The organism is Candidatus Aminicenantes bacterium, from assembly GCA_011049425.1.
Classification (GTDB): domain Bacteria; phylum Acidobacteriota; class Aminicenantia; order UBA2199; family UBA2199; genus UBA876.
The window spans coordinates 1-12,007 of record DSBM01000066.1 but is presented as its reverse complement, the minus strand read 5'-3'; the positions used below and the strand labels follow the sequence as shown (position 1 = coordinate 12,007).

11 protein-coding genes and 1 pseudogene are annotated in these 12,007 nt (G+C 53.4%); 3 read left to right on the top strand and 9 right to left on the bottom strand.

Annotated elements, in window-relative coordinates; translation table 11 throughout:
• The 8 genes and pseudogenes from ENN40_04800 to ENN40_04765 form a co-directional block, all read right to left on the bottom strand.
• Positions 1–585 (bottom strand): restriction endonuclease subunit S (locus ENN40_04800; protein HDP94663.1); only part of this gene is annotated, 585 nt, incomplete at its 3' end.
• Positions 586–674: 89 nt separating this feature from the next.
• Positions 675–1,535, bottom strand: a complete 861-nt coding sequence (dinD, locus tag ENN40_04795) for a DNA damage-inducible protein D (protein ID HDP94662.1) — start codon at positions 1,533–1,535, stop codon at positions 675–677.
• Positions 1,536–1,635: 100 nt separating this feature from the next.
• Positions 1,636–1,977 (bottom strand): hypothetical protein, encoded by a 342-nt coding sequence (locus ENN40_04790; protein ID HDP94661.1) that lies wholly within the window; start codon positions 1,975–1,977, stop codon positions 1,636–1,638.
• A gap of 55 nt (positions 1,978–2,032) precedes the next feature.
• Positions 2,033–2,389 (bottom strand): annotated as a pseudogene (locus ENN40_04785) (KilA-N domain-containing protein).
• Positions 2,389–3,963 (bottom strand): type I restriction-modification system subunit M, encoded by a 1,575-nt coding sequence (locus ENN40_04780; GenBank protein HDP94660.1) that lies wholly within the window; start codon positions 3,961–3,963, stop codon positions 2,389–2,391. The pseudogene ENN40_04785 and the gene ENN40_04780 overlap by 1 nt, the downstream one beginning before the upstream one ends.
• 178 nt (positions 3,964–4,141) lie before the next feature.
• Entirely contained in the window at positions 4,142–4,744 is a 603-nt protein-coding gene (locus ENN40_04775; protein HDP94659.1) for a restriction endonuclease subunit S, read from the bottom strand.
• A 220-nt stretch (positions 4,745–4,964) separates the two neighbouring features.
• On the bottom strand, positions 4,965–5,711 hold the full coding sequence (locus ENN40_04770; protein ID HDP94658.1) for a hypothetical protein: 747 nt from the start codon (positions 5,709–5,711) through the stop codon (positions 4,965–4,967).
• A gap of 39 nt (positions 5,712–5,750) precedes the next feature.
• Positions 5,751–6,737, bottom strand: coding sequence for an NAD-dependent epimerase/dehydratase family protein (locus ENN40_04765; protein HDP94657.1), 987 nt, complete (start codon positions 6,735–6,737; stop codon positions 5,751–5,753).
• A gap of 104 nt (positions 6,738–6,841) precedes the next feature.
• Here ENN40_04765 and ENN40_04760 point away from each other — a divergent pair, with 104 nt between their 5' ends.
• From ENN40_04760 to ENN40_04750, 3 genes are all read left to right on the top strand, one after another.
• Complete coding sequence (locus ENN40_04760) at positions 6,842–7,345, top strand: hypothetical protein (protein HDP94656.1); 504 nt, start codon at positions 6,842–6,844, stop codon at positions 7,343–7,345.
• A gap of 32 nt (positions 7,346–7,377) precedes the next feature.
• Entirely contained in the window at positions 7,378–8,727 is a 1,350-nt protein-coding gene (locus ENN40_04755; protein HDP94655.1) for a DUF229 domain-containing protein, read from the top strand.
• 69 nt (positions 8,728–8,796) lie between these two features.
• Positions 8,797–11,373: a S9 family peptidase gene (locus ENN40_04750; GenBank protein ID HDP94654.1), complete on the top strand. Its 2,577-nt coding sequence runs from the start codon at positions 8,797–8,799 to the stop codon at positions 11,371–11,373.
• On the opposite strand, the gene ENN40_04745 is transcribed toward ENN40_04750, so the two are convergent.
• A partial coding sequence (locus tag ENN40_04745) for a mechanosensitive ion channel family protein (GenBank protein ID HDP94653.1) occupies positions 11,374–12,007 on the bottom strand: 634 nt, incomplete at its 5' end.

Sequence of the window (12,007 nt, the reverse complement as noted above, 5' to 3'; positions counted from 1 at the left end):
GTCATTAAGCAGCCATTTAAACCACCTTTCTTTGGCCTGGATGAGTTTTTCGGTTTTTTCGGTGGCCTCGTCCCAGGTGGACAACAGAGCAGCGATGGCTTTTTGCTCGGGAAGAGGTGGGAGCTGGAATTCATAGTTCTCCAAAAAAATCGCAGGAACACGTTTCTGGCCAGCTGTACCTGTCATGTTAAGCTCGCCTGTTCCTCTAAAATGGTGAGTCCTGGTAAGGATATGCAGATACTCGCCAGTTATACTTTTTTTAGGCCGAAGGACATGAAATTCAGTGCTGCCATAACCGCGATCATTTTTTAGCTCTTTGCATAGGCAGCCTTTATAATTCTCAAAGCAAGGAGTAATTTTGGCTACCAAGACATCTCCGGATTCAAATGATGTAAAACCATTCTTTACATCGATTGCTTTTCGAATCTCATCACCTTGAATAATCCCTGACTCGGACACAGCATTCATTGGAAGAAATGTCACCAAGGTGTCATCATCAACAGAATTCGAGCGAGGATTGATCTGAGCAACATCTTTGATTTTTGCTGGTTTCCAATCATTTGGAACTTGGAGCGCTTTGCTCATTGCTGAATCTCCTTGAGCCAGGCAGCTTCGGCGGATTCTGAATAAGGAGTGCTAAGGACTGAGTGATAGTTCCATTCATCATTCATCATTCAGGCCTCATCATTCTTATGTGGAAGTTCGCTTCCCTTAACCAGCTCTTTCTCGGTCGATTTCACCCGTCGCTCCAGCTTTTTGATATCCTCTTCCGAGGGGAGTTCTTCGGGTTTGATCCCTCTTTCCCCAAGCATATTGCGTACACTTGTATTATTCTGGACGTGCTCAGATGAAATTACAGGCTCTCCCTGTAAATCGTGTTGTTTGACATTGAAATTGGTAATCTCGGCCGCAAGGTTTTTGGCTGCAATGGTCACAGTGGGTAGGAAATCTGCCAAAGGTCTATTTTTAGGCATTCCCAATTTATCTTTCATTTGTGCAGTGGTGTTTCCTCCAAACAAAGCGGCATCCCCCCTGGATCGAATCCGCCCAAATCCTCTGTCGTCAACACCTCGTTCATAAATGTTTCTGGAAAGTTCTGTTTCTGATTCTGTCAGTTTCTTTCTCGCCTGAAGACGCTCTTGAAGGCGGATACGCTCTTCAATAAGTTCCTGTTTTCGGGTTTGAATGGCAAAATAAGTCTGAGCGAAGGCAATGACCTCTTTGCGGGGGTCGCCGTTCTGGGCAATAAGATAACAGGCGTAACGGGTGAGCACGATATCTTCAACAGAGCGCTCTGCCCCTGAGCCGATTTTGACCATTTTGTTGACGTCAACAAAATGGTTTTGAACTAATGCACCTGAGTTTTCAGCTGCTTCCTTTGCTTTTTCAACAACCTTCAGGAAGTTTCGCCATTCCGTATAGCCCAATGTCTCCTGAATATCTCTTGCATACCAGAACTCAACATCTGTCTCTGGAATCTGTTGAACGATGGCATTAAAAGAGTTTGTCAGCCGCATGATTGTGTTTTTATCCATTACGAATCACCTCTTTGAATCTGTTGAATTTTTTCCGCAATAACACCTGCGGCGAGCGATGAATTATGAGTGCCAAGTTATTTTTCAATTCATCACCCATCTAGGGCTGACCATTGGCAATTACTGACTTACTTGGGTCCGCATTTTGAACAATCAAATAACATGCATAACGTGAAAGTGCATAATCTGAAATTTCACGTTTACTCCCGGAACCGAGATGTACCATTTTTCCCATGTGGGAAAAATGGTTGTCTACCTCGTGACCGGAGTTTCTGCAAGCCTCCATGGCTTTGAGGACTACACGTGAGAACTTATCCCAACTACCGTAATCCAGTGCTTCCTGCAAATCACGTGCATGCCAGAATTCCTGCATGTCCGGGTCACTATGTTTTAACCTTTCAAAAGTGCTATGATGAACTTTCTCAATATCTTTCTCAGTCATTTCCCCCCCAAACATTTATTTTAATTTTTGAATTATCATTTCCCCGAGACCTAGCCTCAAAAGCGATGTCCTTGTGGGCATACGTGCCTCCATAGCGTCCTGCTTTTGAAATAACGCCGATGGCATTGGTCGCCTCAATCCACCGCTTGGCAGTCAATACAAAGCTGTTTAATCCGGCCTGTTTTCTAATCCCATCGAATTCGATGGGATTAAAAGCGGGGTTATTGAGTTGTTCCCATATTCCAAGGAACTCGATGGTGTTCCTGTTTCTCATCCAGTTCTGGATGATGTAATCAGTGCGTTCGCTGTCTTTATAACGGGCGATATCAGTAAGGGAGATGTAATCTTCCTGCTGATTGGATTGGATGGACACCTTTGTACGTAACACCTCAATCTTTTTGGTTTTCGCCACTATTTACTCCCCCGATCAATCCGTTGCAGTTTTTCCGCCATCCGCTTTCTGACTTTGGCCAGTTCTTTTTCCAGGGCGTCTATCTCCAATTGAACGGCATCGATGTCGATCTCCTCTTCCTCTTCGAAGGTATCCACATAACGGGGGATGTTCAGGTTGAAGTCATTCTCTTCTATCTCAGTAAAATCAGCGACGTGAGCGTATTTGTCCACATCCTTACGCTCTTTGTAGGTCTGCATGATTTTGTCGATATGGGCCTCGGACAAAAGGTTCTGTTTTTTGCCGGACACGAACTCGCGGCCGGCATCGATGAACATCACATCCGTTCGTTGTTCCTTTTCGCTTTTAGCAAGAGTCTTCTCCCGGCCGCGATCGAAGACCAGGATGGCAACCGGAATGCCGGTGGTGGGGAACATATTCGCCGGTAACCCGATCACCGCGTCCAGCAGATTCTCCTCGATCACCTTGCGGCGGATCCGTCCCTCCGCGCCTCCACGGAACAGCACCCCATGAGGGACCACGACAGACACCCGCCCGGAACCTTCCTGAGCCACCTCAAGCATGTGGGTGATAAAGGCCCAATCGCCTTTGCTTTTCGGAGGTACCCCGCGCCAGAAGCGATTGAATTGATCGCTTTCGGCATTCTCAGCCCCCCATTTATCCAAGGAGAAGGGCGGATTGGCCACCACGCAGTCGAACTTCATCAAGTGGTCGTCTTCAACCAGCATGGGACTGTTAAGGGTGTCGCACCATTCGATGCGGGCGCTGTCGAGACTGTGAAGAAACATATTCATGCGGCACAACGCCCAGGTGCTTCCGTTGGACTCCTGTCCGAACAACGCGATGTTCTGATCCTTAACTTGCCGAGCGGCCTGGATCAGCAATCCGCCCGCCCCACATGCGGGGTCACATACCCGATCCCCCGATTCAGGCCCGGCCAGCTTGGCGACCAGCTCGGTAACCTTCAACGGTGTAAAGAACTCCCCGGCTTTTTTGCCGGAGTCCGATGCGAAGCGTTCGATGAGGTAGATATAGGTGTTACCGATCACATCTTCTTTGACCCGGGAGGGGCGCATATCCAATTGGGGCTTGTGGAAATCTTCCAGCAGTTGTTTCAATCTGCGGTTTCGATCGCGGGTTTTGCCCAGATTGGCCTCACTGTTGAAGTCGATATTGCGAAACACGCCTTCCAGTTTGGCTTTGTTCGCACCCTCGATATGATCCAGGACGATATTGATCAATTCACCGATGTTCGCGCCGGCACGCCGCTCATACAAGCTGTCATAGGTGGCCATGAAGCGGTCCACTTCATTCCCCCGGCTGTCCTTGAAAACGACTTGTGGCAACACGAAGCGTTCTCGGTCCAACCGTCGTCGGATGCGGACGTCATCATCGCCGAACTGCCTTTTGTATTCACTGTAATGATCGTTCCATACATCGGAGATGTACTTCAGGAACAGCATCACCAGGATATAGTCCTTGTACTGGGCCGGGTCTACGACACCCCGAAAGGTGTCGCAGGCGGCCCATGCCGCGTTGTTGACGTCTTTCTGCTCGATATGGTCGTTCTTCATCTACTTCTTTTCCTTACGTACGCCCTTGAACGGTTTGTCGTCCGCCTTTTGGTCCATGAATCGCCCGGTATCGGTGTCCCGTTTGACGTATTTCCCGGTTTTGGGATTGAAAACCTGTGAACGATTCCGTACGGCTCCCCTGCGGTGGCCGTCGCCGGTGGGTGGGTTTTTCGCCATGTTATCCTCCATTCACTTTCCGGATGAGTACTCCGGAAACGTATTTAGATTTCTTTTCAGCCAGTTTATTGAGTAAAAATGATTCTCTTAGAGACAAATCCGCGATATCAACAATCCGACGCTGGGTCTCAAGGTCCGGGATGGATACGGTCAAACCATCAAGGATTCGTTTGCTGATTACTTTCTGGGTAGCCCCTATTGCTCTCGAATGAAAATAGGCCTGGGCTTGCGGTTGACTGATAAACCAGTTCAGGTATTCCGGCATTACCCAGTCAGGACGCTCGACGCGGATATGAAGCAGAGGCGCGGCAACCACGCATCGACCCGGATCGTCTTTTACAAAGGCTGAGTTCACCGTTTCGCCGCGGGTACGGAAAACCAGGTCGCCCTTTTGAACAAGATTCCGTTCAGTTAAGTGGGGGATGTCCGTTCTACTCAGGTTCCGCAAATCAACCGTCCGAGTGGTCGGATCGAGATCTCGCATCTGAATCACGGCGATCTTTCCTGCGGTCGATTGCCCGATACCCTTACGAAAGGAGTATCCGGTTCGCAGCGTCGCGAATATTTCTAATTTCCTTTCCATACCCGATGCCAAATGCATCATATGGAGACAATATACACTGCCACGACGAGCATGTCAAGTATTTTTTACAAAAACACAGTTACTGTACTTTGAAGCCAAGGCGATGGGTGTGCAGGCATGGATTTCCAGTGGATCTGGTCACCTCAACATCTTCATCAATCCACTCTTCGCACATTTCCTGTACTTATTATAGTTCAGGAATATGACAAATAATGGCCTGGAGTAGAGGTGTGTGGCGGATTCAGCGTTTCTTGACGATGGCCAGGGGGTTGCCCAGGGCCACGGTGTAGGCGGGCAGGCGGCGGTGCACCACGCTGCCGGCGCCGATGATGCAACCGGTGCGGATCTTCACCCCGTCCAGCACGGTCACGGACGCCCCGATCCACACGTCATCCTCGATTTCGATTCCTCCCTTGGAAATCGAAGGCTGGTGCCAGATGGGAATGTCCTTGCGGTCGAAACTGTGGTTGCCTCCGGCCACCATGTAGGTCTGACCCGCGGTGAACACGTATCTGCCGATTTTGAGGATGCTCTCCGAGATGAGGGTGTTGTTGGGACCGATATTGGCGAAATCGTTGATTTCGATGTCTCCACCTTTGCAGCTGATGATGGTGTTGCGTCCGATCACTACGTTGTCGGCGATTCGGATGCCCTGGTTGTCTATGCCTTTGGCGTCCAACACGGTATTGTCGTCAAAAACCACGTTGTTGCCGATACGGATCTTGCGGGGGTGGCGGAGGGTCATGTTGCGGCCGAACACCACTCCTTTTCCCACGGCTTTGAACAGGCGCCGGAAAAAAACTTTGCGCAGGGCAAAGCCAAGCGCCCCGGGCACTGAGGAAAACAGGATGGTGACGGCTTCGTATTTCAAAAAATAACCCAATGAGACATGGCCTAAAAAGAGGTCGCGATATTTTCGCACCGCCCCTTTGTTTGGATCCAACAGGTTCTTTTGTTCTCCGGGGATGGGCCCGGCATCTGGTTTCATGGCGTGATTATACCCCGGATCAGGTTTGCGGATCAAGGGTCAGGTCCCGGGGATCCAGCCCAGGTCCCGGTATCCCTGAACGGCTTTTTGCAGACCGTCTTCAAGTGAGGTGGAAAAACGGACGCCCAGTTCGGTACGGATGCGGGTGGTATCCAGGGGTTTGCCGCGGCGGAAAAATGCCAATCGCGAGCGGCTCAATGGCGCTTCTCTGCCGGCGAGGCCGAAAAGGGTTTCCATGGCTACCGCCGGAGGCAAAAGCAGGCTGACCGGGATATGGATGAAACGGGGACTGCGACCCAGGGCAACGGCAATGGCACCGGCCAGATGGTTGACTGTAACGGCCGCGCCCGCGGCGTTGTAATCCCGGCCGGGTGCGCCTTGCTGGAATACGGCCAGCGCCGCCTCGACCAGGTCGTCTACATATACCGGGGTCTGCAGGATGCGGCCGCTTCCGGCCACAAAGAAAAAACCCGAATGAATCCGGCTGATTAACTTGAATGTGCGCCGGTCGCCTTCACCATACACCCAGCCGGGCCGGATCAGGCAAACCTCGGGGGGAGCGTTCCAGTCAAGGGCGGCCTGTTCCCCGGCAAACTTACTTTTTTCGTATGCATCCACGGGACGGCCCTTATCTCCCTCTTTGAGCAATGTACGCCCCGATGTGCGGCCATAGATCCCGGCGCTGCCGAAGTGGACCACCCGTTTTACCCCGGCGCGGCGCGCCTGCTCCAGCAAGGTGGTGGTGCCTTTCGCATTGATGCGCATGAATTCGCTTTCGGGGATACGCCGGTTGCCCAGGGCGGTGGCCAAATGAAATACCCCATCCAGTCCGCGGCAGAAATCAGCCATGGTGCCGGCATCGGCCACATCGCCCTGCATGACCTCAACATTTTCTTTCAGTGGAGTGGAGTGAACGAGGGCGCGCACGCGCGCGCCTTTTTCAACCAGGGCATGCACCAGGCGATTGCCGATAAAGCCGGCGGCTCCGGTAACGCCGATGAATCGAGATTTCCAGCAATCAGTCATGCGAATTCCTTTGCTTATAGAGTATAGATTACGGTCGGGATGAAAGCAAGCGGACTTTTGGGTCAATTTTTCCTGTGCTACAATAAAATCGATGGAGGTTTTCAGTGGCCGAAAAAGAGCAGATCGATATCATTAAAGGCGCCATTTTATTGGAGCATCGCGGCCGCGCCCTGTATGAATCCGTGGCCGCCGGCCAGGCCAAGGATCCGGTGCGGGAGTTGTTTCAATTGCTGGCGCTTGAAGAGGAACAGCATATTGAGATCCTTTCAAGACAGTACGCCAGCCTGACAAAGGACGGTTCTTTCGTGCTTCCGGATCTGACCGCGGCTGATCATGAAGCCGTGGATCGTACTTTAACCGGCAAGGTATTAAAAGAGATCTCTTCCGTCGGATATGAAGCCGCCGTGATCTCCGCCGCCCTGGATTTTGAAAAAAAAGCCGTGGAATACTACTCCGGCCGGGCCCGGGCCACCGGAGACGAGGATGAGCGCCGGCTCTACCAGTGGTTGGCGGATTGGGAAACCGACCACATGAAGCTCTTTGCGGAAATGGATGATCAACTTCGCGAAGAAGTTTGGTACGACAACCGTTTCTGGCCCATGGATTAGCCGACCCTGCAGGAGGTGAAACGATTCAACGCTTGAAATCAATTGTTCTACATATTTTTTTGGGGATGCTCTTGTCCATGGGTGGAACTTGCCGGGCGTCCGAGAATGAACAGCCCGTTCCCGTGATCATAATCGCCGTGGATACGTTGCGGGCGGATCGCCTGGGATGCTACGGTTACCCACGCCCGACCTCGCCGGAGTTGGATGCGTTGGCCAAAAAATCCGTTCTGTTTACGCGCTGCTTTACCCCTTCTCCACTGACGACTCCGGCTTTCGCGTCCCTGTTGACGTCCCTGCCCCCCCATCGCCATGGAGCCAAGCGCAATGGATTGCCCATCTTTCCCCAGATGGAAACCCTGACGGATTTGTTGAAGGCAGAGGGATACCGTACCGGCGCCTTTATCTCGAGCTGGCCGCTTAAAGCCCGGCTCAGTGGATTGGACCGCGGTTTCGATACTTATGAGGAGGTGTTTGACAAAAAGCGCTGGCTGGGAACCATTAATCCGGAAGGCCGTGCACCCACGGTTAACCAGCGCGTGTTTGAATGGCTGGACCGCTGCGAGGAAGAGCCGATCTTTCTCTGGGTCCATTACTCTGAGCCCCATGCCCCGTACGTTCACCACAAGGAATTCGACTTTGACTACAACCGTTGGCATAAAGAGTTGTACCATCCGGACAGCGATTTTTCCAAGATGCGCAATTACGATACCGAGGTGGGTTTCGTGAATCACCATATCGGCCGCCTGATCAAGCGACTGAAGAAAGACGGTCTGTTTGATCGCGCCATTGTGGTGTTTATGTCCGACCACGGCGAAAGTTTCGGCGAGCATGGTGAATACGGCCACGGTCGCAAACTGTTTAACTCCACCCTGCACGTGCCCTTGATAATGAAATTTCCCGAGAGCGAACGAGCGGGCTCAAAGCTTCATCATGAGGTTTCACTGGAAGACGTGGCGCCCACTATCCTGGGGCTGTTGGGAATGGAACGTCCGGATTGGATGATTGGGCGTGACTTGTTTATTCCCGAAGAGAACCGCACGCTATTTTCCGAAGCCTACAAGGGCGCCGTGCATTTCCGGCGTGGCCGTTATTACCACCACAAGGTTGAACCCATTGGTTATGCCCTGGTTCAGCGTGGAGAGAAAGTGATGCTGACTCCGCGCAACCATCGCTTTCGTTTCTATCACTGGGCGAAAGACCCCCTTGAAAAGCACAACCTTTACCTGAAGCGCCGCTCCGGCCTGGAAGAATGGAAACGCCTGCTGGATGGTTATGTGCGCCGGGTAGAGGAATACCTGAGAATCAGCAAACAATTTGTGCGCAACCCCGGACAGATGACCAAAGAAGATATGGAGAAACTAAAAACGTTGGGTTATTTTTAGCCCGAATGGCGCGCAACAGTCGCAATGACTATTTGAACCGTACCGGGAAAATCATGTTGATAAATCCGGATGCGCGGGTCGATCCGGTGTCATGGAGGAAAGATGAAAAGAGTCGTGACCTTGTTGATCGCCGTGGTGCTGTTTTCGGCAAACGCGGTCTTGCTCCGGGGAGCCGGATTCAAACAGGAGCTCTCTCCCTGGCTGGTATTGGGCCCCCTGCCCGTTTCTGAAACCGAGGTCCGCAACCATGGAACGGATGAGGCCCTGGCGGGCTTTCCGCACCTGGATGCTTCCCGCATACATCCCCGCGTCGGGGAGACGGTTGATTGGGGAACGGGCCCTCAGGTGCAATGGCGTGAATATCGCAAGGGCAACCTGGCGGTTTCCGCCCCGGCGATCTACTACCTGGCCACATGGGTGGACGCCGATCGGTGGCTGGCCGCCAGGCTGTTGCTGGACCGGGTGGATTACGCGTTTACCGTCTATCTGGACGGCAAACCCCAGGAGACGTTCCGGGTGCACGCGGATACCTGGGGGGTGGATATGCAACTGCCTGCGGGTTGTCATCAACTGGTGGTCAAGTTGCTGGTGCGTCCCAAACGGATCCCCCGTTTTCTGCCCCATTTGGAGTGGAGTGAAGAGTTCGGCAAAATGCCTTTGCGGGCTTCTGTTGAGCCCGGGCGGAATATGGACATCAAGCATGTAATCTATGCGGCTGAAGCCGTGAATGTAAGCATGGCACCGGATGGACGACACGTGGCTGTGTCTCTGAGGCGGTTGGATTCAAAAGATATGCGGCGCAGTTGGACTGAAGTGCTGGGAGTGGATTCCGGCCGCGTGGTGTGGACCAGTGAGGGCGTGGGCAATGTCACCGGCATTACATGGTTGCCTGATTCCTCGGGTTTCGCGTTTATCCGCAAGCACAAGGAAAGCGCCGATATTATGGTCCACCGGCTCAGGGATCATTCACTGCGAACGGTTTGTGCCGGTATCGCCCGTTTAAAGGAGGTATGGTGGTCCCCGGACAACCGCTACCTGGTTTATGCCGTGGAGGAACTTCCCTCGCCTGACTCTGAATGGAAATATATCAGGGAAATCGCCGACCGGGCTGCTTCTTCGCCTCGGCATGTGGGGTTGTTTGTCCATTTTTTGAGCGGTTCCGTGACCCGGTGCCTGACACGTCCCGAAGAACGGTTTCACCAGGCTCGTATCAGCCCCGACGGCAAACGCATCCTGTTGGAGCGCAAGGTTCCCGATCCCGCCCGGCGTCCGTATGAACGTTACGAGGGTGTTATTGTGGATCCGGCAACCATGGAACGCGATATACTGTTGGCGGATCCCTGGATTAACGAGGCTTCATGGGCTCCGGATTCCAGCCGGCTCCTGGTGATCGGCGGCGCTTCCGCCTTCGGTGGTAAGGGGAACGTATTGTCGGGTGGATCAATCCCGAATGACTTTGATGGTCAGGCGTATTTGTTCGATATCGCCGGCCGTTCGGCTGCCGCCATCTCCCGCACTTTTTCCCCCTCGATTTCCTCCGGTTTCTGGCCCGCGCAGGAGGATTGCATTTACTTCCACGTGGTGGATGGGGCAAAGGAATCGCTGTCTATATGGCGAAAAGACCGCGGGTTTGAAATCCTGGATTTCCCAGTGGACGTGGTGCATCGGGTGGGTTGGTCTGTGCGGCGCTCCGTGGCCGTGGCCTGGGCCTCCGGAGTCACCACTCCCCATCGCCTCTACCGGGTGGACTTGAAACGCCGCCGGGTCGGACTGTTGCGTGACTTTAACGCCGATTTGTTCCGCGACATCCGTTTCGGTAAGGTGGAAGACCGGGATTATCGTACTCCGGAAGGACGGGTGGTTCCCGGGCGCCTGTACTATCCGCCGCAATTCAACCCCAATCGCAAATACCCGCTCATCGTCTATTATTATGGCGGTACCTCGCCGGTTACCCGGGATTTCGCCGGGCGCTATCCCAAGAATTGGTATGCGGCCCAGGGCTATATGGTTTACGTGTTGCAGCCGACCGGGACCGTGGGTTACGGCCAGGGTGCGTCCGCCGTGCATGTCAATGACTGGGGAAAGCAGAGCGCCGCGGAGGTTATCGCCGCGGTGGATGCCCTGGTTGAATCCCACCCCAACGTGGACCCGGACCGAATCGGTGGTATGGGCGCTTCCTATGGCGGATTTTTGACCCAGTACCTGGCCACGGTCACGCAACGTTTTTCGGCCCTGATTTCTCACGCGGGAATCGCTTCTTTGGCCAGTTACTGGGGTGTGGGTGACTGGGGCGTGCTTTACAGTGGAGTGGCGTCAGCGGATTCCTTTCCCTGGAACCGCAAATCTCTCTATGTAGAACAAAGCCCCCTGTTCATGGCGGACCGCATTCACACTCCCCTGCTTCTGCTGCATGGGGAAAGGGACAACAATGTTCCTCCGGGGGAAAGTTACCAGATGTTTGCCGCCCTGAAACTGTTGGACCGCGAGGTCGCCCTCGTAACTTTCAAGGACCAGCAACACTTCATTCTGGATCCGCCACAGCGCCGGCGATGGATGCGCACCATTATCGCCTGGTTTGACCATTGGCTCAAAGGTGAACCCCAGGCCTGGGACGGCATGTATCCGGAAAAGCAGGCAAAGAACTGATCAGTCCGCTTTTACGGGATCAGGTGTGCGGTTGATTACGTTGACGTAGTTGTAGGGGATCTCGATGCCCCTGGTGTCGAATGCCCGCTTGATGCGCAGGTTCAATTCGCGACCCACCGCCCATTGCTGCGCGGGCGCTGTCTTGGCCAGGATGCGGAAGTTTACCGAAGACTCCCCGAAAGAGATAATGCCCTGGGGCAAGGGTTCGTCCACCAACAGCTCTTTCCATAACGGGTCGCGCATGATGCCGCTGCAGATATCCTTCAACACCTGCATGACCTTTTCCGCGTCGGTGTCGTAGGAAACGCCGATGTTGACCACGGCCATGGACCACTTATGAGTGAGATTGGACACGCTGTCAATGCTGCCGTTGGGGATGATGTGCATGGTGCCGTCCAGGGAGCGCATCTTGATTGTACGGAAAGAGATCTTTTCCACCACGCCCGCTTTGCCGTTGATCTTGACCACATCCCCCAGAGCCAGTTGTTCTTCCATGAGCATGAAGAAGCCGCTGAAGAAATCCTTGACCAGCGATTGGGAACCGAAGCCGATGGCCAGGGACAAGCCTCCGGCGGCGACCAGGAAGGGAGCATAGTCTATGTTTAACTCTCCCAGAATCCACAGGGCGCCGAGG

Excerpts from the sequence above, each read along its gene's own strand:
- ENN40_04775 (HDP94659.1), bottom strand. The coding sequence starts at position 4,744 with ATGATGCATTTGGCATCGGGTATGGAAAGGAAATTAGAAATATTCGCG.
- ENN40_04770 (HDP94658.1), bottom strand. The coding sequence starts at position 5,711 with ATGAAACCAGATGCCGGGCCCATCCCCGGAGAACAAAAGAACCTGTTG.
- ENN40_04750 (HDP94654.1), top strand. The coding sequence starts at position 8,797 with ATGCGCGGGTCGATCCGGTGTCATGGAGGAAAGATGAAAAGAGTCGTG.
- ENN40_04765 (HDP94657.1), bottom strand. The coding sequence starts at position 6,737 with ATGACTGATTGCTGGAAATCTCGATTCATCGGCGTTACCGGAGCCGCC.
- ENN40_04780 (HDP94660.1), bottom strand. The coding sequence starts at position 3,963 with ATGAAGAACGACCATATCGAGCAGAAAGACGTCAACAACGCGGCATGG.
- ENN40_04790 (HDP94661.1), bottom strand. The coding sequence starts at position 1,977 with ATGACTGAGAAAGATATTGAGAAAGTTCATCATAGCACTTTTGAAAGG.
- dinD (HDP94662.1), bottom strand. The coding sequence starts at position 1,535 with ATGGATAAAAACACAATCATGCGGCTGACAAACTCTTTTAATGCCATC.